Source organism: Longimonas haloalkaliphila (assembly GCF_055379825.1).
Genome location: NZ_AP043948.1, coordinates 860,276 through 882,314, shown reverse-complemented (window position 1 = coordinate 882,314; position 22,039 = coordinate 860,276). Strand labels below are relative to the sequence as shown.

General features: G+C 59.7%; 14 protein-coding genes. 7 read left to right on the top strand and 7 right to left on the bottom strand.

Features of this window, described 5'->3' with window-relative positions; all coding sequences use genetic code 11:
* The first annotated feature begins 120 nt into the window (after positions 1-120).
* The 4 genes from ACZ48V_RS03455 to ACZ48V_RS03440 all read left to right on the top strand — a co-directional run bounded on the left by ACZ48V_RS03455 (position 121) and on the right by ACZ48V_RS03440 (position 9,592).
* The gene (locus tag ACZ48V_RS03455; protein WP_464541622.1) at positions 121-1,587 is read left to right on the top strand and encodes a polysaccharide biosynthesis protein; all 1,467 of its coding nucleotides are present in this window, start codon (positions 121-123) and stop codon (positions 1,585-1,587) included.
* A gap of 245 nt (positions 1,588-1,832) precedes the next feature.
* Complete coding sequence (locus tag ACZ48V_RS03450; protein ID WP_464541620.1) at positions 1,833-2,999, top strand: glycosyltransferase; 1,167 nt, start codon at positions 1,833-1,835, stop codon at positions 2,997-2,999.
* Positions 3,000-3,118: 119 nt separating this feature from the next.
* Positions 3,119-8,107, top strand: coding sequence for a C25 family cysteine peptidase (locus ACZ48V_RS03445; protein ID WP_464541618.1), 4,989 nt, complete (start codon positions 3,119-3,121; stop codon positions 8,105-8,107).
* A 396-nt stretch (positions 8,108-8,503) separates the two neighbouring features.
* Positions 8,504-9,592 (top strand): mannose-1-phosphate guanylyltransferase, encoded by a 1,089-nt coding sequence (locus tag ACZ48V_RS03440; protein WP_464541616.1) that lies wholly within the window; start codon positions 8,504-8,506, stop codon positions 9,590-9,592.
* Between the two features lie 72 nt (positions 9,593-9,664).
* Here the strand turns inward: ACZ48V_RS03440 and ACZ48V_RS03435 are convergent, their stop codons facing one another.
* The 7 genes from ACZ48V_RS03435 to ACZ48V_RS03405 all read right to left on the bottom strand — a co-directional run bounded on the left by ACZ48V_RS03435 (position 9,665) and on the right by ACZ48V_RS03405 (position 17,572).
* Entirely contained in the window at positions 9,665-11,683 is a 2,019-nt protein-coding gene (locus ACZ48V_RS03435) for a TonB-dependent receptor family protein (RefSeq protein WP_464541614.1), read from the bottom strand.
* A 154-nt stretch (positions 11,684-11,837) separates the two neighbouring features.
* On the bottom strand, positions 11,838-13,961 hold the full coding sequence (locus ACZ48V_RS03430; RefSeq protein ID WP_464541612.1) for a heavy metal translocating P-type ATPase: 2,124 nt from the start codon (positions 13,959-13,961) through the stop codon (positions 11,838-11,840).
* Between the two features lie 59 nt (positions 13,962-14,020).
* Entirely contained in the window at positions 14,021-14,779 is a 759-nt protein-coding gene (locus ACZ48V_RS03425; protein WP_464541610.1) for a c-type cytochrome, read from the bottom strand.
* Positions 14,780-14,836: 57 nt separating this feature from the next.
* Complete coding sequence (locus tag ACZ48V_RS03420; protein ID WP_464541608.1) at positions 14,837-15,421, bottom strand: cbb3-type cytochrome c oxidase subunit II; 585 nt, start codon at positions 15,419-15,421, stop codon at positions 14,837-14,839.
* A 44-nt stretch (positions 15,422-15,465) separates the two neighbouring features.
* Positions 15,466-16,983, bottom strand: coding sequence for a cbb3-type cytochrome c oxidase subunit I (locus tag ACZ48V_RS03415; RefSeq protein ID WP_464541606.1), 1,518 nt, complete (start codon positions 16,981-16,983; stop codon positions 15,466-15,468).
* Positions 16,984-17,030: 47 nt separating this feature from the next.
* Positions 17,031-17,321 (bottom strand): hypothetical protein, encoded by a 291-nt coding sequence (locus tag ACZ48V_RS03410; RefSeq protein WP_464541604.1) that lies wholly within the window; start codon positions 17,319-17,321, stop codon positions 17,031-17,033.
* The gene (locus ACZ48V_RS03405; protein WP_464541602.1) at positions 17,318-17,572 is read right to left on the bottom strand and encodes a hypothetical protein; all 255 of its coding nucleotides are present in this window, start codon (positions 17,570-17,572) and stop codon (positions 17,318-17,320) included. Before ACZ48V_RS03405 ends, ACZ48V_RS03410 begins: the two co-directional genes overlap by 4 nt.
* Positions 17,573-18,212: 640 nt before the next feature.
* Here ACZ48V_RS03405 and ACZ48V_RS03400 point away from each other — a divergent pair.
* From ACZ48V_RS03400 to ACZ48V_RS03390, 3 genes are all read left to right on the top strand, one after another.
* The gene (locus ACZ48V_RS03400) at positions 18,213-18,524 is read left to right on the top strand and encodes an ArsR/SmtB family transcription factor (protein WP_464541600.1); all 312 of its coding nucleotides are present in this window, start codon (positions 18,213-18,215) and stop codon (positions 18,522-18,524) included.
* 103 nt (positions 18,525-18,627) lie between these two features.
* The gene (locus tag ACZ48V_RS03395; RefSeq protein ID WP_464541598.1) at positions 18,628-19,782 is read left to right on the top strand and encodes a 6-bladed beta-propeller; all 1,155 of its coding nucleotides are present in this window, start codon (positions 18,628-18,630) and stop codon (positions 19,780-19,782) included.
* 698 nt (positions 19,783-20,480) lie between these two features.
* Positions 20,481-22,019, top strand: a complete 1,539-nt coding sequence (locus ACZ48V_RS03390; RefSeq protein ID WP_464541596.1) for an OmpP1/FadL family transporter — start codon at positions 20,481-20,483, stop codon at positions 22,017-22,019.
* Positions 22,020-22,039: the final 20 nt, after the last annotated feature.

Genomic DNA, 22,039 nt, shown 5'->3' with positions numbered 1-22,039 from the left:
CCTACGAACAGTCCGTATCTCCCACCCACCCTGCTAAACTTACGCCAGTTCGTGCAAGCGATCCGCTCCCATATTTTCCCTCTTGCCAATGGACCCCGTTGGGTTTACCGTAGCGCGTGGATGTGCCTCGACCTTGCCATCGTATACCTTGGCCTGTGGGCTGCAGCTTACCTGTTTTACGCCTCCGCTTCTGACGCAGCTGCACTGGCTGCTTCCCCTACGGCCCTCGTCATCACCGCTGCGTTTGCCGCCGCCCTTTTCGGAGCAGGCGCCTACCAACATGAGGCCTCACCGATTCGGCTGTCTGTGCTGATGCGTATGGGCATTGCCATCGCAGGGGCAGGTCTTGCTGCTCCTGCTATCCTTTACCTGTGGGACCCGGGTCTCCTACTCCCGCGAGGAGTTGTCGCCCTGCATGTGCTTATCGTTGGGATGGGCGTTCTCGGCAGCCGGGCGCTTGTCCCCCTTGCGCCCCCAAAAGACACGCCCCCCGACCCGCCGGCTCATGCCCCCAGTCCGCTCACACTCTACGACCTGGTCGAGCGCCCGCGCCCCACAATCAACGCCGATCGCCTTCGCAACGCACTTACCGATCGCACCGTTCTGGTTACCGGTGCAGGGGGATCGATCGGAAGCGAACTGATGCAGCAACTGGCTGCCCTCGCGCCCTTTCAGCTGGTAGGCGTTGACATGAGCGAGTATAACCTCTACCGGCTTCAACACGTCCTCCGCGATGCATCGCTCATCCAGAACGTTGACCTCCGGCTGGCAGATGTACGTAACACCCGCTCCATACACCGGCTTTTTCAGACGGTTTGCCCTGACATCGTCATCCACACAGCGGCCTACAAGCACGTTCCGATTATGGAGGAGCAGCCGGCTGAGGCCTTCCAGAACAATACGAAGGCAACGATGCAGCTCCTTCAGCTGAGCGAAGAATACCAGGCGGAGCAGTTTATCTTTGTATCAACCGATAAGGCCGTACAGCCTACCAGCGTGCTCGGCGCTACCAAACGCCTGGCGGAGTGGTACGTGCGCGCATCTACCTCTACGGTAGAGCACAAAATCGTGCGTTTCGGCAATGTGTTTGGAAGCCGCGGCAGCGTCGTGCCCCGCTTTGAGCGCCGGCTCGCGCAGGGGCGCCCGATCCCGGTCACGCATCCTGATATGGAGCGCTACTTCATGAGCGCAGAGGAGGCGTGCAGTCTCATCATGCATACGCTGCTTCTCGACAGCCACCCGGTATACCTCTTTCGCATGGGCGAGCCGCTACGAATCATCGACCTGGCGCGGCAGCTGGCCACGCGCTGGTATCCCCATTGCGACCCCCAAGAGCTCATTGAACAGATCGGGCGCCGCCCCGGCGAAAAGATGACGGAGTCGCTCGCGATGCCGGATGAAACCACCGAAGCTACCACCCATCCAGCTATTATCGGGGTGCGCGGAAGCCTTCCGTACAGCCGGGCCGAACTCGACGTGCACATTCAGCATCTCGAATCGCACTGCCGCCGAACCGATATCTCTCCCGCACACATGCGCCGCCTCATCATAGCCGCCCCCTCTGCTTCGCTGCGCAGTGCTCCCTGAATCTCTTATCATGTTGCGTAGTGGGTAGACGCTAAGTGATAAAGCTATTAGACACTGTAGGTTTGTCTTGTTCGAACCCGCTCTCCCTTATTCCGCTTCGCTCCATCAGTCGCCCTACGGGCTCGTGTCGGGTTTCTCCCCTTATCCAAGGGGGAGATGTCGGTAGACAGAGGGGGTTGAGCCGCCCCCGATGGTGTTGCTACATGACAATCACTTACCATTGAACCGCTTCCCCATGTTGTAGGATGCACGTTCTCGTTCTGCCCTCCTGGTTTCCAACCGACCTCAGCGCTGCAGGAACGTACTTCTATGACCAGCTCAACGCGCTCCAACACGCCGGGTGCACCGTCGGCGTTATCTACCCTGAGCACCATAGCCTGCGCCGCCTCACCACCGCGGCCCTTGCAACCCATCGCTTTCAAACCCGGTGGCACGTCGAGCACGGCGTCCCTGTACTGCGCCGCCACAGCTGGAACGTCCGCTCTCGCCTCAACGGTACCTTCGCTACGCGCATTCGTGATGCCGAGCAGCTTGCACAGCGGTATGCAGCGGCCTACGGCGTGCCTAATATCGTGCATGCTATGAGCGCGCAATGGGCCGGCGCCGCCGCTGCCCGCATCGCCTCTACCTGGAACCGCCCCATGGCGCTCACCGAGCACTTCAGCGGTTTCATGCGCAACACCCTGCTCCCCGAGCAGCACGCGCTTCTCCCCGAAGCATTTAGCCACGCCCATGCGGTGGCCGCCGTCAGCCCCGCCCTGCGCGACACGCTAATCCGCCAGGGGTGGGGCACGTCTCCCATCCGCCTGATTCCCAACCCGGTCGATTGCTCGTTCTTTACGCGGCCCAACACGCGCCCCGCCGCGCCTCCGCTTCGCATCGCAACCATAGGGCGCCTGGTCCCAGAAAAGGGCATCGATCTCCTGCTACATGCTTTCCAACAGGTGGTACTGGCGGATGCGAACGTCGCACTTCATATCGCCGGTACGGGCCCCGAGCACAAAACGCTTCGCCTCCTCGCATCGGACCTCGGTATCGATCAGTACGTGACGTTTCACGGACATCTGTCGCGTGCTGCGGTACGTGATCTTCTGCACCGGTCTCATCTGTTTGTGTTGCCGAGCCGCTACGAGACGTTTGGAATTGCTGTCGCGGAGGCGCTCGCCACCGGATGTCCGGTGCTCGCCACGCGGTGCGGGGGACCCGAGCACATCCTCACGCCATCGACAGGCTACCTCGTGGCATCCCATTCTGTGTCGGCTCTTGCTGCCGGGTTACGTGCCGTAATGCCAGCGCTGCACCAATACGATGCCGCTGCCCTGCGCGCCTCAGCATGCAACCGTTTTGGCGTTGTTACATTTACAGAGCGTACGTTGGCGCTCTATCGTGAAGCGCTTGCGTCGTTTTCGTGATCTCAATATCATAACCTCACTCAGCGGCGCATAGCTTCCTGCGCATGGCTTCGCGCACACAGCTTCGCACGCTTCGTTGTACCCACTCTCTGCCCCCGCGATTCCCCCGCACGGCCCCTATGTCTCGTCCGTATCGCCTGATCATTGCAGCACTCTGGCTCTGGATCTTCATTCCTGTGGATGCCAGTGCCCAGCATGGCGGACTCGACTACGAGGCATCGTGGTACGCCGAAGATGCACCGTACATCAAGATCAATGTTGTCCAAGATGGCATCTACCGCGTGAGCGGAAGCGATATTGCGACCGCTCTTCCTGCAGGTACCACGCTTTCCGATATCGACCCGGTAACGCTACAGCTATTTGAACGGGGCACAGAAGTCCCTATCGATCTGGATACTACCGGCTCGCTCCAGTCTGGCGATGAGATGATCTTTGTCGGCCTGCGCAACCGGGGGGATGATGAAACCTGGGCCTACAACGATGACGCCTCGCTGCAGAGCAGCGCCCACCGCAGCCTCTACACCGACACCACCACCTACTGGCTCACCTGGGGGCAGACCAACGAGGGGCTGCGCTACGCATCCTCCGATGCTACAGCAACCCTGCCAACAACTGCACTCCGCGATACTGCCTGGGCCGAGCGCGACACGCGTTACTACTTTGGGCGTCCCACTCAGAGCAACACGCCCCTCTACAGCGAGTCGGAGGGGTACTACTGGCACCGGTTCACCCACAACAACACCGCGCCACGCACCTTTTCGTATACGCTCTCGGTAGACCGGCGCAACGCCACAGCGAGCACACCGATGGATCTGCGCATCCGCTTCGACGCCGAAACCAACTCGTGCCATCGGGTCGAGGTGGAGGCGCAGCTTACGTCGAGTGGAGGAACCGCATATGAATCGCTCGGCACCACCTCGTGGCAGGGAACGGCCCGCCGCACCTTCGAAGCCAGCGTAGACGCCGATCGCATTCCCGACGACGGACTGCCCCTACGCATCACCTCGTACAACGACGGTTTCGACAGCGGATGCCCGTCGCCGGCCAGCACTCCCAACTATGTGCTGCTCGACTGGATCGCTGCCGAGTACGACCGGACCCTGCAGGCGCGTGCCGACGACTGGCAGCGCATTGTCTTGCCCAACGCTCAGACGTACACGCTCGACCTGAGCGGCCATACGGGCACGCCGGTCGCCTACAGCCCCGAAACAGCGCTCATGGCTACCGCTGAGGGAGGCGCATTGTTTTCGGTGGACAATCCCTCAGCCGGCGCTGCCTACTGGGCCGTCGGCTCCAGCGGCTACAAGACCCCTGCCACGATGCAGGCTCACACAGGTACCAACTGGGCCAACCCCGACGCGCACGCTGCCGACTACCTGCTCATCGCGCCCCCTGCACTTGAAGAGAGCGCGCAGTCCATGGCCGACTATCGACGCGTACAGGGGGGCTACGATGTTGCCATGGTACCACTACAGGCCATCTTCGATGCGTTCGACTACGGGCGCCCCAGCCCCATTGCAATTCGGCGCTTTGTGCATCAGTCGCAGCAGTGGAGCACAGCCCCACGCTTCCTCGCTATATGGGGAGATGCCCAGCATCCTATCTACACGAATGGCGTCGACGACCGCACCCCCCCCTGGAGCGTACCCTCGTTTGGGTACTCGCCTTCGGATGGCTGGTATGGCATGCAGCAGAACGGCCCCACCGACTGGAGCGAGCTGCTTGCCATCGGACGCATTCCGGTGCGCAACAATGCACAGGGCGAGCTCTTCCTCGACAAGCTCTCAACGTATGAGTCGGCCCCGCTCGACCTGTGGCAGCAGCGCATGACGATGCTCGCAGGCGGAACGACATCCTCTGAGCAACAATCCCTGCAGTTCTACTCTAATCGCTGGGCCGAATGGGCTACAGGCACCGAAGATACCCTCTACACCGCCGGAATGGACGTAACCCGGTACTACAAACGGGCCGACGATGCCCTCGACTCGTCGTTTCGCGATGCGCTTTCCGACGACCTCGCACGCGGCGCCGGATGGGTCAACTACTTCGGACACTCCGCTGCGCAGACGTGGGAGATTGTGACCGATCCGCCCGAGGAGTTCGGTAACGCCGGGCGGCTCCCTATCGTCGTTTCGCTTGGGTGCCGTACCGGCTCGTTTGCCGGCGGACGCTTCGAGGTGCTCAGTGCTCCTTCTCTCGGCGAGCAGCTGGTCGTTGGTAGCCTGCGCAGCGACGGCACCCCCACACCCGGCTCTGAGAACGGGGGCATCGCCCACTGGGGCACGTCGGCCCTCGGCAATCGCATCCCCTCTGCCCGGCTCAACGACGGACTCATCAGCCAGGTCTTCCGGGATACGGTGCGGGTGCTTGGCACAGCTACACAGCATGCGAAAGCAGAGGTGGCCGACCGGTTTGGAAGCAGCCTCACCTACCGCGACCACCTGATGCAGTACGGACTGCTGGGCGACCCGGCGACTGAAATTGCTATCGCCGGCAAACCCGACTTCCACATCACGCGCGATGCCATCCGGATCCGTCCCAATACGCCCACGCCGGCAGACGATCTTACCGTAGAGCTGCGTCTTCGGAACCGCGGGCTCGTCGCTCACGACAGCGTCACCGTCGTACTGGAGTGGACACGCCCCAATGGCGCGTCGGATGTGCGCGAGCGCCGCGTGCCTCGGTTCGCCGTTGAACGCGTTGAAACGTTCACCTTCCCCCTCGACCCCTCGGCTATTGGCACCAACCAGTTCCGTGCCTCGATCGACCCCGAGAATGCCTACGACGAGGTCGTAACTACCAATAACACCGCAACGCGCGAGCAGACTGTCTTTGACACGGGCATTGCACTCATTTCTCCGATTGATCAGCACACGGTCGATACCCTCACTCCCGAGCTACGCCTCAACCTCGTTCGTCAGGGTAACTTCGCCGAGTCGCTTCCCGTCGAGATCGAAGTGGATACGACCGAGGCATTTAACTCGCCTGTCCTTCAACGCCACACGCAAACCGTTGACGGCGCCCTCATCGCGTGGACGCCTACGCAGGCGCTCACCGATAACACAGTGTACTCCTGGCGTGCCCGGCTGGCAAACGATGCCTCGACAGACTGGTCAGAAGGGCGATTCGTTGTCGACCGGTCCACTGCACCGGCCCACTGGCAGCAGCGGAGCACGCTCTTCGGCACGAATGCAACCGAGCAGGTCGCATATAACCGTGCCACCGACCAGTGGCAGTTCGACACGTTTACCAACAACGTGAGCATCTACTCCGAGCGAGGACGTGGCGAGAATGTCCACGGGTTCGTGGTTAACGGCGCTTCCAATTACGTGTATCTTGCCTTCGGATTTGGCGTGCTGGTCATGGACGGCACCACCGGCGAGGTGCGCGATGCACAATCATTCCCAACCTACGACCTGAGCGATCAGTTTGTAGGCGACAACGGGGATCAGGAGGAGGCTATTGAGGCGCTTGGCAATTTTCTGGATACGACCGTGGAAGACGGCGACTACGTCTTTGTGCGTACACGCCACCTGGCCCGTCAAAGCGGCGCGACGATTCCGGATACAGTCAAAGAGCTGTTCCGTAACATGGGAACGTCCCGTTCTGGAACGCCCTACTCGGCGACCATAGACACGCTCGACTACCGCCACGTATGGGCGCTCAAAACGCAGAAGGGCAGCCCAGAAGCCACTGAAGAGCTCGTTACCGATCCAAGCGCTCCCCCAGAAGAGCGTAACATCAATGGCTATGATCACGATGTCGCTTTTTTTCGCCCCGAAGGCACTGTGCGCACGCCCTCTATCGGTCCGGCCTCGACCTGGAACAAGCTGACCTGGCAGGCGGATAGCGAGCATGAACACCCTGAGATGGCAATCGCTGTTCGCTCGGCGCAAGACTCTACCGTGCTCATCAGCGACCTGACCGGACTCGATGGCGCCGCTTCGCTACAGTCCATCGATGCCGACGCGCATCCCACTCTATTTCTGGAGGCTACGCTGCGCAACGATACCGAGCGCGTTCCCCCACAGCTGCGCTCGTGGACGGTCGACTACACCGGCGTCCCCGAACTTATCCTGGATCCAACTCTCTTGAGTCAGGCCTCCGATACCCTGCAAGAGGGCGCCCCGCTTTCTGTTGCAACACGTGTCGTGAACTGGGGCGCAATCCCTGCGCCGGAAACGCGTGTCGTCTATGACATCAATGATGCCGACAACATATCAACGACGGCGGCGGTCGATACGGTGGGCGCGTTGGCGCCAGACGCTTCATATGAAAGCAGCGTAGAGCTGTCTACGATCGGGCGCCTTGGCGCCAACCTACTGAGCGTGCAGACTCGCCAAGACGGGGCTCCGGAGCGGATTAGCGTAAATAACACGGCATCATGGCCATTTGCCGTAACGCGCGACGCGTCGATTCCTTCTGTGCGCGTGCTCGTTGAAGGACGTGAGCTACCCCCGAACCCCGATCCGCTCGTAAACCTAACCGACCCGGCTCTGCCGTACGTATCCACCCAGCCCCGCTTTGAGATTCTGGTCGAAGACGAAAATGCCCTGCGCCCCATTGCCGACACCACGCTCGTGGACGTCTACTTAGACGACGAGCGCATCCAGCACGCCGATCCGGCACTGACGTTCGAGCCGGCGACCGGCGATCGCGATGCGCGGGTGCTGTACGAGCCCGACCTGTCGGGGCGCGACAGCACGTACACGCTCCGTGTAGAAGCCGAAGACGCCAGCGGCAACGAGCTCAGCGAACCGTACCAGGTGCACGTGCGGGTTGAAACCGACCAGCGGATTATGGCGATGTATCCGTACCCCAACCCAATGGTCGATCATACCAACTTTGCGTTTCGCGTGCGGGGCGGCGCAGCCGGGCCCGGTAGCGTACGCATACGCATCTACACCGTATCGGGGCGGCTGGTGCGCGAGCTGCATCACACGGAAGGAACGCTCGACTGGAATACCATTCGCTGGGATGGCCGCGATGCCGATGGCGACCGCGTAGCCACTGGCGTCTACCTGTACCACGTACGCATGAATCAGCGCGTAGACGGGGAAACGAAAACGCACGATGGCAATGTAGGGCGGGTCGTCGTGATTCGGTAGCTTTGCGGCGCTGATGGCCGTCGTTTGCCGTTACATGGACTCACATGGGGCCACATGTAAAGCTGTGATCTCAGACGCAAATTTATCTGTGCCTTACCAGATCAAAGCTGCATCTCTTCGTCTTCTTTCCTACATTGATGTTCCTGTGCAGCTTACTTGGTAACGTCTTCGTTAGTGACAGATAGATAACAGATAGATGGTTAGCCGGTAGATCCTTCGCAACCTATTTGTCACCTGGCTCTCGTATCAAAGATGCTAGACTGCATGACTCGTTGCTAACACGCCGCCTGCCCAACCCGACACCTGCCCTGTACCAGTCGTCTGGTGCACTCGCAGTGGTATCATTCCGCCCGTTACCCTTTGTCTTTTTTATATTGACTGGCTTCTACTCCGTTTATGACCTACGCTGTGATCATGGCCGGTGGCATCGGCAGCCGCTTCTGGCCTGAAAGTCGCCAAGCACGCCCCAAGCAATTTCTCAATGTGTTTGGGGATGCTACACTTATTCAAAATACGGTAGCGCGTCTCAACGGTATTATCCCCCCTGAGCGCTGCCTCGTGGTTACCCACGAGCGATACGTGTCTCAGGTAAAGCAGCAGCTTCCCGCTGTGCCGACCGAGAACATCCTGGCTGAGCCTATGAGCCGCAATACGGCTCCGTGCATCACCTACGCGGCCCACGTCGTCAAGGCGAGAGATCCAGATGCAACGATGGTCGTGCTGCCCGCCGACCATATCATTCGTGACGTGCGCGGCTTCCACACGGTCCTCAGAACGGCAATTGATGACGCGCAGCAGCCCGGCACGCTCGTTACGATCGGCATTCAACCTACGCATCCTGAAACGGGGTACGGCTACATTCAATACGACGGCCCGACCGACCTTCCTGCCGTGAGCGAAGAGAATCCGCCCGAGGCCTACCCGGTACGCACGTTTGCGGAGAAGCCCGACCTGTCGACAGCGGAGCGCTTTCTGGATTCAGGCGACTTTCTCTGGAACAGCGGCATGTTCATCTGGCGCGCCGATACCATCCTCAACGAAATCGCTACCCACCTCCCTGATCTCCACGACGCGTTCACCCCGGTTGAGGAAGCACTCGCCACTAAGAGCAATGCCACGCCGCTTGAAGACGCATTTCAGGACTCCCCGAGCGTATCCATCGACTATGGCGTGATGGAGCAGGCCGAGACGGTAAAGGTCGTGCCGGGCTCGTTCGGGTGGAGCGACGTAGGCGACTGGCGCGCCGTGTACGAGCTTAGCGAGAAAGATGAACACGGCAATGCCCTGCAGGGCGAAGTCATCATGCATGACTCCAGCCGCTGCTACGTGCAGGCCGACGACCGCCTCGTTGTACTGGTTGGGATTCACGATGCTGTCGTGGTAGACAGCGGCGACGCCGTGCTCGTGAGCCATCGCGAAAGCACGCAGCAAGTCAAGAACGTGGTGCAGTACCTGCACGCACATCAGCTGGATGAGTATGTATAAGTCTTCGTAGCCCGTCTACACCGGTCGGTGTCCGCCTACATACACAGGCGGCATCGGTCCGGGCTGCGTAGCTTACAGCGCGAGCGTAAGTCCCGCCTTAAACGCGCGCCCCATGCCCGGCTCGAAGTAGTTGTCGTTGGCATTGATCGAGACGGAGCCGTTATAGGTGGTGTCGAATACGTTGCTGACTTCCAGATACGGACGCAGCGTGCTCCCGGCGATGCCAACACCCGTATGTCCGAGGCGCGTGTCGAGGAGGGCGTAGCCGTCGGAGACCGCCGTGTTCTGGTTGTCGGCAAAGTAGTCGTCGATTGCGTCGTACGAGAGGCGTAGCCACACGTTGTGTGCCTGTGCCGTCGCGGTCGCCGAGAATCGCTGATCGGGCACACCCGGAACGCGGTTGCCCTGCAGCGCATCGTCTTCGAAGACAATGCGGTTGGCGGTGTACGACGTTTCGAGCGTGAGCCAGGACTGCGCATCCCACTGTACCGCCAGTTCTACCCCCCGGTGCGTGTTCTCACCAACATTCTGGAAGAACGCGCGTCCGCCGCTGTCGGGAATCTCAAACTGCACGAGCCGCTCATCCACCCAGAGCTGATAGACCGCCAGGTCAAAGCGCAGGCTGGCCTCTGGCCATACCCCGCGCGTGCCCAGTTCCATGCCCTGCGTGCGCTGCGGATTAAGCTCGGGGTTGAAGCCCCCAGGATTGCCGGGCCGGTTGACTAACTCGGTCGTGGTTGGGGTTTCGAAGGCTGTGCTGTAATTGGCAAACAGAAGGGCAGGCCCCGTGTCGTAGGCCAGTCCGGCGCCTGGACTGAACGCCGAGAAGGTGCGCTCGCCCGATTCGTCGATGCCGTCGACCTGAAGACGATCGTCCAGCTCAAAGTCAACCACGTCGAGGCGACCGCCCAGCGTAAGGCGCAGGCGGTCGGTAAGCGGGATCCGCGTGTAGCCGAAGGCCGAGCGGCTCACCACCGTTTCGAGCTGGTCGAGCACCACCTCATCGGTAAACGCACGCCCGGGGATGTTCGTGTCAAAGTTGATGCGATCGTCGCGCTGGATGTTCGCGTCAGCGCCTACGTTCCACTCCACCCCACTCAGCGTACCACTCAAAGCAGTGCGCACACCGCCGTAGAGACGGTCGAACTCGACCAGGTTAAACGGGAGCGGGTTTGCCAGATCCCGGAATCCGCCGTACACGGTCGCATCCAGCTGCATCTCGCCTTCAGCGTGGGTCAGGCGGGCGCCAAGGTGCCCCTGTGTGCTCTGCTTGCCCGCATCGAATCCATCAAAGAGCCCATTGGCCTGCGTGCGATCTTCAGCCACCTGCTCGGCAGTAAGCGAGCCCGGGTTACGCGCATCCTGATCGACAAACGCGCCGACCAGATTAAGCTGCGTGCTCGACGCAAGCCCGATGCGTCCGGTGAGCAGGGCGCGGGTGAAGCGGCCATCGCTGTTATCCCGAAAGCCGTCGCGCCGCATATCCGACACCGCCACGCGCCACAGATCTCCGTTCGGACGCACCACGGCCTCGGCGGCAAACTGCTGCAGGCCATGACTCCCCGCCCCCGCACGAAACTGTGCTGTTGGCGCATCGGGGCCGGGGGTGGAGTCGAGGAAGAGCGTGCCCCCGCTTCCGTTGCCCCAGAAGAGCGACGACGGCCCGCGCACCGCTTCAGTGCGACGCACAAACATCGGATCCACAATGTCCAGGAAGGCCTGTCCGTCGGGCATCGTAAGCGGCACGCCGTCGAGGAGCGCCTGCACGCCCCGCACGCCAAAAGGAGAGCGCCAGCCCATGCCGCGCACCACGAGGCGTTCGCCCAGCGCAAAGTGCCCGCGGTCGTTCAGCCACACGCCGGGAATGCCGCGCAGCGCCTCGCCCAGAAAGACCGGCGCCTCCAGCGTCTGCGCCTCCAGCGTGCGCTCGGTTACCGACACCGTAAAGGGCGCACTGCCCTCCGTTTCAAGGGAGCGGGTCGCCTCAACCGTTACCTCTGGGAGCTCCACGACGGTTGTATCTGCCTGCCCGAAGAGGGGCAGCACCAGACCAAATGCAAGAAAACAAGCGATAACAGCAGAGCGATACATACAGTCGGAAGAAAAATGGACAGCAAAACACGTGTAACGCAACGCCTTCCTTCAGTGACCGATTCGCGCCGCTCGCTACGATTCCGCAATAGTGCATAACCCGTATAGGTTTGGGGGATGCGGAGCGCGGTGCACTACACCTATCCTGATGCGACTACGCAGACTCGCTCCATTCGGGCGGACGAAGGCGGCGCAGGCGGAACGAGTTCGCTGTAACGAGGGCACTGCTGCCGGCCATAATAATAACTGCTGCGATAGGGTGAAGCAGTCCCGCCAGGGCCATGCCTACTCCTACACCATTGTATGCGAACGTCCACACCAGATTCTGTTTCACGATGCGCGTAGTCTGCGCCGACAGGTCGGCCAGCCACGGCAACATGCGCAGGTCGTCGCGATAGAGTGTAATGTCGGCGGCCTGCAGTGTGACCGGCGCCCCTTGCACCACAGCGATGCCCACATCGGCCTCGGCCAGCGCAGCAGCGTCGTTGATGCCGTCGCCCACCATGGCAACCGGTCCGTCGGCCTCACGCCAGCGCGCCAGGGCTTCGATCTTTGCTTCGGGAGTCTGCCCCGCTGTTACAGGCAGATTGAGCGCGTCGCCCAGCCGCTGCGCCGCCTCGGGCTGGTCGCCGGTAAGCAACTGCAGCGCATAGCCGTGGTTGCGGAGCGCGTCGAGTGCGGGTGCGGCGTCAGCGCGAGGCTGCTCCGTCAGCAGAAGTACCCCGGCCACCACGTTATCGTACGTCACAAACAGGCGAATGCGCCCTGCCGCTGATGGCACGGCTCCGGGAGGCGGCGCCTCAATTCCGAGGCGGTCAAGCAGCGCAGGGCTCCCCACCCCGATGCGCCGGGGTCCGGTGGGTGTATCCACCCGTCCTACAACACCTGCTCCGGGCACGGTGCGCACATTGCGAGCGGCAGGCGGTTGATCTGCTTCAAGGGCCTGCTGAGCCGCCGCTTGAATGGCTCGCCCCAGCACGTGGTGCGTGTTGGCCTCAACGGCCGCAGCATATTGGAGAAGCGCTTCTGGGTCTGGAACGGATTCTTGAGCGGATGCGAGGGCCACCGCCTCAACCTGCACCTCGGCTGCTTCAAGGCGGCTGAGCGTTCCTGTCTTGTCGAACGCGATGGTGCGTACGCGATGCAGGTCGAGCAGCGTCTGCCCGTCGCGGATGAGCACGCCATGCTTCGACGCCCGTCCGTGTGCCAGCACCCGTGCAAGGGGCACCGCAAGTCCGAGCGCACACGGGCACGTGATGAGCACCACGCTCAGGGCCACGTAGAGCGCTTTTTCAGCGCCGGCGGCCACCCACCAGCCTGCGAAGGCCCCCAGCGCGAGCACGATCACGCCCGGAATTAGCACACGCATGATCTGCTCGCTGCGCCGCGCCAGGCGGCTGGGCCGCGCCAGCGCCTCCTGCATGGCCGATTCTATGTGCTCCAGCCGCCGGTCTGCGCCGGTAGCTGTAATCCGTAGCGTGAGCGTACCGTCTACGACGTGCGTACCCGCAAAGCAGCGGCTCCCTTCCGAGACGGCTTCAGGCGTTGACTCACCGGTGAGCTGCCGCGCATCCACAAAACTCTGCCCGGCTTCTACGACGCCATCGGCCGGCACCACGTCGCCAGCATGCAGGCGGATGCGGTCGTCGGGCTGCAACGCATCGGGAGGCACGGTGTCGTTCGTGGGGGCTACGCGCTCGTAGGTCGTATCGGGCACCGAGAGCAATGCACCCAGCACGCGGCGCGCCCGGTGCTTGCTGCGTGCCGTGAGATAGCGCCCCAGCGTGTAGAGCGCCAGCAGCATGACAGCCGTTTCGAGGTAGACCGGTCCGGTGCCCCGTAGATACGACAGTACGCTTACAGCAACGGCTGCAGAGGTACCCAGCGCAAACAGGAGATGCAGCGACAGTTGGCCCTGACGAAGCGTGTGCCAGGCGGCTCGAAGCACGGGCACACCCAGCAGGATGAGGGCCGGTAGCGCCGCCAGCACCAGCACGAGGTGAGCAGTACCTACGGCGTGCTCCAGATTACGAAGCGCCTCGAGCCCGTATTCTGAGCTGATAGCCAGGCTCAGCACCATCGTGAACCCGGCAAGCAGCAGCCCGATGATCGTGCGACGTAGCAGGGGGGCGAGCGTCGCGTCACTCTCGTCAACGGCTTCGCTGCCGACCGTCTCATCGAGCATCTGGCAGCCGTAGCAGCAGTATCGACCGTCTCCGTCAGCACCCGAGATGGGCGCATCGATCAGTGGAAGATCGCAATGGTCGCAGCGCTGCATAGAGGTATGGGTGTACAGTGAGCCTCTGTTGGGCCGCTGCTTGCGCGATCCAGAGTAAATTACTCCTCAGCAGCAGCTACTTCTTCTGGCTCGTCGCCTTCTGGGAAGCCCTGATTATCGGGTTCGTTGAGCTCGTCGGCCGTCCAGGCGGCCGTTCGATCGGATTCGTACTCGCGCAGGATGTTCACCTGCTCAGCGGTGATCTCGGAGGCGTCGTTGCCCCATTCGCCCCGGATGTGCGTGAGCACGGCTGCGATCTCCGCATCGTCGAGCTGGCGCTGCCAGCCCGGCATCACGCCATTGTACTCTTCGCCCAAGACCTCCATCGGCCCTTCCATGCCATGCAGCAGGATGCGAATGAGGCGCCCTTCATCGCCAATGACCCAGTCGGTTTCGACGAGCGGCGGAAACTGCCCAGCCACCCCCATGCCGTCGGACTGGTGGCAGGTCTGGCAGCGGTTGTTGTAGATGCGTGACCCGTCGACGACCCGCTCGACGGCTTCGTCTTCAACTGTTGCCACCACGTCACGCCCTTGGAGCCAGGGGTCGGCGCTAAAGTCACCAACGTAGCTTCCCAGGTAATACACGTTGAACAAGATAACGCCGAAGATAATCATCCATAGCCACATGGGCGGCGCTTCGCCGCCTTCTGGGCGGAGCGGCTCCTCGCGGAACAGCGGCGCGAGCATGTCGATCGGCTCGGGCGTCTCATCAGGGTTGTTCGACGATGTAGGTTGACGCTCGCGCGCATCGCCCCCGTTAGCAGAGGAGGTATCGTCAGAGCTTGATGCGTCGGGGCGGTTCGAGTCGTCGGGCATAGCAGGTCGGGCGTTCGTGCAAGCAGCGGGTAGGCAAGCAGCAGACGGGCAGGTAACTTATTCCTCCTGTTCGCGAAGCTCCAGCGTCATGAGGTACTCGTAAAGCCAGAGGGCTTCCTCGGTTGCCACAACAACCTGGCCTTCAGGCGGGGCATACTCACCGCCAATAGGAACGGTTACTTCCGAGGCCAGCACCTCATCCTCGCTCTTGACTTCGAACAGGTACGGATAGGCGGGCATCACCGAGCCCGGGCTTACGGAGCGCGGCTGGTACAGGTGAGCCAGCTGCCAGTCGCGGCTGGGCTGACGCGTAGCAATGTCGTGCAGGTCGGGTCCGGTACGCATTGTGCCCAGCTGATGCGTATCGTCGTACACGTAATCGCCGGGAAGCGAGCCGCGAGGACCCCATCCGCGATCCATGTCGCTTCCAAATCCATCGGGGCGCACTTGCTGTGTATGGCAGTACATGCACCCGTCGCGCATGTAAATCTGTTTGCCCATGTGCTCTTCGAACGTATAGTTGCGCGTTCCTTCGGTTGGCTCGATGGCTGCAAGCTGCAGGCTGGGTACCAGCGCCAGCGCTGTGAAGCTCATAAGGATCGCAGCGAAGGCCCCCATGAAGATGAGCAGTGCTCGTGTCATAACAGGTTAGCAGTTGTGGTGAACAGAACGGAGCATAGCGCCTCTTAGAGGCCGGGGCGCTCTTCAAGGGAGGCCTTCACATCCGTGGCGCGTGACCCAAACATGCCGTCGGGTGCCGGACGGAAGTACGTAGGCCCGGTCTGCGCAACGCCGCTGCGGCGGATAATCCGGTACAGTAGATAGGCAAACACGAAGTGGCCAATGACCATGAGCGTGCCGCCTACCGAACGGGCCCAGAACCACGGCTTCAGATCCTCAACAATCTGCAGAAAGGCGATATCCGCATCCAGCAACTGGAATCCCTGGATAACACCACCAATGAACAGGGCGGTCACGTACATACCGATGCCCAGCCCGACGGTCCAAAAGTGCGTGCTAATGAGACGTGGACTCTCCCATTCCCAATCCATAATACGAGGCATGATATAGTAGACTGCCCCGAATAAAATCATAGTCGCGAAGGCATATACGCCGAGATGCGCATGGGCAATAGTGTAATGCGTAAAGTGCGTAACCTCTTGCCAAAAGCGGAGCGACTGAAACGACCCCTGGAGGCTGACAGCCGTGTAGCTCATGGCGCCAAACACCACAAAGCGCAGCGTAGGGCTGTAGATAAGCTTTTTGAAGTGCCCGACCACCGTGAGGTGATGGTTTACCGCCACCACCACAACGGGGATGATCATCATCATGCTGAAGACAATAGAGACGGTTTCGCTCCACTGTGGTACAGGCCCTCCCACCAGGTGGTGAACCCCTGCCCAGTTGTAGAAGAGCGCGAGCGTCCAGAAGCCCAGGTATGACAGGTGATAGCTGTACACCGGGCGCCCAAGTACTTTGGGGATGAGGTAGTACGCAGCGGCAATCCCAATAGGCGTAATCCAGAGCCCGAGGATATTATGCGCAAACCACCAGTTGGCCATAGACTCAGGCACTCCGCTGTATATAGGCAGTAGAAACGCGATGACGAGGAACGGTCCCCAGATCATAGCCGCACCGGTGTACCACACCGAAATAAACAAGTGGTGGACACGGCGGTGCTGAAGTGTGATCAGGAAGGCTGCCGTGACCATCGCCATGGCCGGCACGATAAAAGCGAACGCAGCGAGCGGCATCTCAACCCACTCAATGGAGCGCGAGTACCCGGCTAAGATACCGATTGTGCCGATGACCATCCCGATATTCCAGAGCACGACGCTGCCCATCAGCAGCCACCGGCCGCGAAGCTCTGTTTTCAGGAGACGCGCCCATAGCCAGGTTGCCACTCCCACACCAGTCATGGAAATCCACCCATAGATCACGGTGTTCAAGTGCGCCGGACGCACCCGCCCAAATGTGAGCCAGCCCTGCTGTACAAGCCAGTCGGGCATGTTGAACTTGAGGCTGGCAATGATTGCAAACACCGACCCAACGAGCAACCAGAATGTGCCGCTGGCGATGAAGGCAACGACAGGCCACTTGGTGGAACGGTCGACTTTGCGGCGCCAGTTGGCCTCAAGCACCTCGGTCTCGGAAGCTTGGGACTCGGGCATCGATATCGACCCCGACGAAGAGGAATCAGCCATGGTAGAGGGGGAAAACCCGGATTGTAAAAAGCGGCGTGCAGCGTCAGCTACGATGCAGAAGAGGACGATCCGTTGACAGACAGGTCGGCCGACAGATCATTTTCAGGGGGGCGGTCGGGGGATGCATGGTCAGAGGATGCGTCGTCGGCATCCGAGTCTTGCCAGAACAACTGGTCCTGAGGGACACCAACGGGCTCATCCTCGTCGAAGATAACATACGCTCCCGATTCAAGATTCGAGAACTGCCCGTCCTGTATAGACCGGAAGAGCACTGTCAATGTGATGGCAGCTCCCGTAATGAGTATCACGAAGATCGTAAGAAGCGGTACGTACGTCATGAGTACAAAGAGGAGATAGACGAGAAGGACTGAGTCTGTTTATCTGCTACAAGCTCTGGAGGGCTTTCGATATGCAGCATACCCGACTGACCATCGGTGTTCGACGCATCGTCGGGCGTTTCCATATTCTGGAGCACCATCCAGACGATCACAACGAGAAAAATAGCAGCCCCGATGTAGAGCGAGAGTACCAACCCACCAGTTGCCCGTTCAATGTTGAACTGGGAATTGTCGTACGATGAATCACTCATAGCAGAGACTCAGCCAAGGACTACTTGTAGTTACAACTACAGATAAAAACACAATTGCAACTGGAAAGTTGCATATTGAGTGTGTAAACAAGGTGAGCACTGCTCTGGTGAGCGTCAAGCGTTCTGCACGCTCAAATGAAACGAATTGCACACGAGAGCATCTTCTTTACAAATAGCTGTCTTAGCTCACGCGGCTATCAAACTGCCATGTTCTGAAAGACAATACCTCGCCTTGCGCTGTGCACGTCCGCGTTTAGTAGACAATATGGTAGTGGATTGCAGTAGTGGATCGCAATGCTGTAAGCTCGCGTGAGTAACCCACGTGGCAATCACTTGCTATTGAACACTTGCTATTGAAACGCTACCAGACAATCTGCATCAGCGTAGGGCGCAAATTAAACGATTCCGCGACCGGTGTCGAAGACACACAAACTTATGAAGAGCGTGTGGGCACATGCTCGATCATGGGGCTTGTTTGGTTCACGCGTCAGACCTTAACCGTTCCTCGTACAACTTTGCTGCATCGCTTCACGTATGTGTTCTATCATAGACAGACACATGCCAGACAGGCTACGTACATGAGTTAACCGTGGGTACTCACTGTGCAGCTTTCTCCTTGTTTAAGCATCATATGTACACTATGGCAAATGAACTCATTCCAAGCGATCATCTGGAACAGGCGGCAAATCGCTTCAAGATTTTGAGCGAGACCGTTCGCCTCGAACTGCTCAACCAGCTCCAGTTGGAGGGCGAAATGACAGTGAGCGAACTGGTCGAAGCCACCGGGCACCGCCAGGCTAACGTGAGCAAACATCTGGGCATGATGGCGCGTGAAGGGCTGCTTTCGCGTCGTAAAGAAGGACTCTACGTCTATTACGAAATTAACGACCCCACGCTCTCAGCGCTCTGTATGCTGGTATGCGGACGTATCCGCGAAGAGGAGATGTCGTAGCTGTCTTTTCAAGTCATGTAGCATCACTTCTTGCCAGAGAACTGCGTAGCCCTTATATTTTATTGCCCCGCGTATTTCTTGCTAAGTAAAGTCAACACGCCTGATGCGATGGCTTGGGTATTGGAGCGCAGTGCTGGTTGTATTTATTGGTGGATGCGCCGCTGATCGGACGGAGAGCGACCCGTTTTCCAACCTCCCGCAGGTGGAGATAACCCCAACGGTCGAGATCACTGACGACCCAGCGCACGACCTGTATTTTAAGTCCAACTCTTTTCGCGATGTAGCGGTTGGTTCTGGTGGCGCGGTGTTCGCAAGTAATTTCATGCAGGCGTCCATCTTTCGGTTTGACGCTGAGGGCACCTATCAAGAAACAATCGGAGGGGGAGGCGCAGGTCCGGGTGAATTCGAGATGTCTCCCGTCTTTACGCTCTCGACGAATAACGACACGCTTTATGCACTCGGACGCTTCAACGAGCACGCCATGAGTGTCTTTGCACGTCTCGAAGGCGAGTTTGAATATGTGCGCACCGTGCTGCTGCCCGAGAACAAGCGGCATCGCCCTCATGCACTTCACGCGATGAGTGAAGACAAGCTTGCTGTAGAGTACCGCCCGCGCATCCAACGAAATCGTAGCGATTCAGGATTCGTTTCAATCGTAACGCCAGCGGGTGTCGTTGAGAACGATACGCTCCGGACATTCCCCTCAGATGCGATGTGGCAGTCTGATCCAGAAGAGGGCGCAGGCTCAATGGCACGGGTTCCGATTCCGTATGGCGGTACGTCTATAGTTCGGTCCCATCCCAACGGATCGATCTATCATCTGTGGACGCGCAACGGAGAAATCACGGTACTTGATGCATCTGATGGTGCAGTACAGCAACGCATTTCTCATCCTCAAGGGCCTATGCCACTTAGTGACACAGATGTTGACTCGATCCTGACGGAGCAGGTCAACGTAGCCATCGACGAGCGCGGCCCTGAATATGTTCGGGAACGAGTTCGTGCCGTTATGCCTGAGGCAGCACCGCCATTGCTCAATATGTGGGTTGATCCTGATACAGGTAGTATTCTGGTTCAGCGTCCGCACCACAGCCATACTAATCTATTGCTGTTGGACGATGCCGGAATCCCGCAGTACACAGGTAGGCTTCCTGCGACGCTAAGCGTTGTTGCTTTTCGGAGAGGGCGGATATATGCGATACATACCGATGAATCCATGCCACCAGCTATTCACGTCTTGGAGACCGATGCCAACTAAGAGCTTGGTTGAGCTTTGGTTTGCCTACGAGAGCGAGCGCTGCTGACGCGAAAACTGTGCACCTCGATGAGGGTTCGTAACACCAGAAGCAGGACCAAAAGCCCCCCGGGCTACAGGCCAATATCGGGGACAATTTGCCCCAGAGGCATGACCTTCGCCCCCAGCCCCGTGGAGACGCTCGGAGCCCAAATTAAGAAATCAAAACAGGTTCTCAGTACTATAGTCCCACAGGCGTTCTGGGATCGCTTCACTACGCTAAAGAGTCGCTTTCCACTTGAAGCGCCTTCCGCCTCGAAGAAGTGAGCCGTCCGGACGTAGCCCGCCGAGATCGTCTGCATCCAGGCAAAAATGAACATTTCCGTTGCATGACGAGCCTGCGAAACGAGTCCTCGTAAAGACAGAAGCTCGCAAGCCCCGTAGCAGAGGGGGCTAAAACCAGCCGGTATTCCCAACACAAAAGCGTTGCTGGACGTACTTACTGCTGTGTCAATTCTCATTTTGATAATCGTCCTGTAATCATCCTCCCACGAAGCCTGTTATGGTGAGCAGAGGCTGATGAAGGAGGCCAGCGGCGCGCCCCGACCGCAGGAAGGACGTATCCATGCGAAACCTGCGCCCTGCCACGTTACTTACTTCCGTAGCAAGGCGGCTATGGGTACACAGTTAGGGGTTGCTCCCTCATTCCGTTGTTTGCTCTCTTGCCTCCACTTGCCATGTACCGCATCTGCTCTTCCCTTCTGGCGCTTGGTTTCTTTCTCAGCGTTGCGTGGTCGCCCGGGGTTTCCGCTCAGACCCTTGACGACGTACTCCGCTACAGCGAGCGTTCTCCGGCTACCGGTGCACACGATCTCGGATGGGTCGGTGCCAACGCGACCGCCGGCACCGCTACATACACGGCGCTCTCCAGCAATCCGGCCGGACTGGGATGGGCAACCACTTCCTCTGTCGCCGGCGGGCTTGCTGCTGATTTCACGACGAACGAAGGGGACTTCCTTTCCCCTGATGGCACGTTCTCGGGTCCTTTCGAACGTACGCAGACGGAGTATCGCATCGGAAATATTGCCTTCACGTATCGCGTTCCTACAGACCAGGGCGCTTTAACCGTTGGTGGTGCCATCAATCGCACGCGGAGCTTCGACCGCACCCTCGTTGCCTCAGGGCTGAACGCCCAGAGCTCGATCACCGATACGTTCTTGCCTCCGGCCAATGCCGCAGATCTTACACGTATCGAGCAACTGGCCTTCGATGCCGGCGCCATTGAGCTCATCGACGGCGAATACATACAAGCCGTTGCGCCCGGTCCGATCTTCGATACGAACGTTGAGCAGCGCGAAGACCTTATCGAGACCGGTGGACTCTACGATGCCAGTTTTGGAGGCGCTGTTGAGGTAGCTCCCAATGTCATGCTCGGCGGCTCGCTAATCATTACGTTTGGGTCATACACGTTCGATCGCATCTACGAAGAGGTCGACGTCAACAACACGCACACAAACGATCTATACGATGTGCTGCTCGACGATGGCACGCTGCTTCAGGGATTCGATGCGCTCACCTTTGAACAGGCGATTGATGCCGACCTTGCTGGCGTTGGCGGACGCTTCGGGGCGTCTGTCGCTCCAGTCTCCAACCTGAAACTCGGCGTCTCTTTCGCCACGCCCGTGTACTACACGATTACCGAGACCTTTGGCACGCGCATCGAAACCTTCTTCAACGAGGGCAGCCCCCTTTCGGCCGGACGCCTCGATGATTTTGAATTTGAGTACGAGGTCCGTACGCCCTGGCGCGTGTCGTTAGGAGGCGAGCTGTCTACGGGTCCGCTCACGCTGGCTGGCGACCTCGAAGTTGTTGACTGGTCGACACTCGACATCCGTGCAAGCGGAGAGCGGTTCACCACCCTTAACCGGGCCATTCGCGATCTTGACGTCACGGTCAATTCTCGCTTCGGCGCTGCCTTCGACGTCAACGACCTTACGCTACGTGCTGGCCTCGCCTACCAGCCCGAGCCAGACCCCAACGGCACACGCGGCGATCGCACCTTCTTGTCTGGTGGGCTCAGCTATCAGTTTGGGCCGCAGCTTATGCTGGACTTTGGATGGATGCAGGAGCGCTTCAACGATGCCTTTCGCCCTTACGGCGATGTCGAAGTATCCGATGAGCGCAATATTGCACAGGCCCCGCAGATCAGCGAAGACGTGATACGCAACGTGTTCAAGCTGGGCATGCGCTATCGGTTTTAGAACCTGTTTTTATTTCTCAA

Coding starts and splice junctions, on each gene's coding strand:
- ACZ48V_RS03455 (WP_464541622.1), top strand. CDS start 121: ATGTGCCTCGACCTTGCCATCGTATACCTTGGCCTGTGGGCTGCAGCT.
- ACZ48V_RS03450 (WP_464541620.1), top strand. CDS start 1,833: ATGCACGTTCTCGTTCTGCCCTCCTGGTTTCCAACCGACCTCAGCGCT.
- ACZ48V_RS03445 (WP_464541618.1), top strand. CDS start 3,119: ATGTCTCGTCCGTATCGCCTGATCATTGCAGCACTCTGGCTCTGGATC.
- ACZ48V_RS03440 (WP_464541616.1), top strand. CDS start 8,504: ATGACCTACGCTGTGATCATGGCCGGTGGCATCGGCAGCCGCTTCTGG.
- ACZ48V_RS03435 (WP_464541614.1), bottom strand. CDS start 11,683: ATGTATCGCTCTGCTGTTATCGCTTGTTTTCTTGCATTTGGTCTGGTG.
- ACZ48V_RS03430 (WP_464541612.1), bottom strand. CDS start 13,961: ATGCAGCGCTGCGACCATTGCGATCTTCCACTGATCGATGCGCCCATC.
- ACZ48V_RS03425 (WP_464541610.1), bottom strand. CDS start 14,779: ATGCCCGACGACTCGAACCGCCCCGACGCATCAAGCTCTGACGATACC.
- ACZ48V_RS03420 (WP_464541608.1), bottom strand. CDS start 15,421: ATGACACGAGCACTGCTCATCTTCATGGGGGCCTTCGCTGCGATCCTT.
- ACZ48V_RS03415 (WP_464541606.1), bottom strand. CDS start 16,983: ATGGCTGATTCCTCTTCGTCGGGGTCGATATCGATGCCCGAGTCCCAA.
- ACZ48V_RS03410 (WP_464541604.1), bottom strand. CDS start 17,321: ATGACGTACGTACCGCTTCTTACGATCTTCGTGATACTCATTACGGGA.
- ACZ48V_RS03405 (WP_464541602.1), bottom strand. CDS start 17,572: ATGAGTGATTCATCGTACGACAATTCCCAGTTCAACATTGAACGGGCA.
- ACZ48V_RS03400 (WP_464541600.1), top strand. CDS start 18,213: ATGGCAAATGAACTCATTCCAAGCGATCATCTGGAACAGGCGGCAAAT.
- ACZ48V_RS03395 (WP_464541598.1), top strand. CDS start 18,628: ATGCGATGGCTTGGGTATTGGAGCGCAGTGCTGGTTGTATTTATTGGT.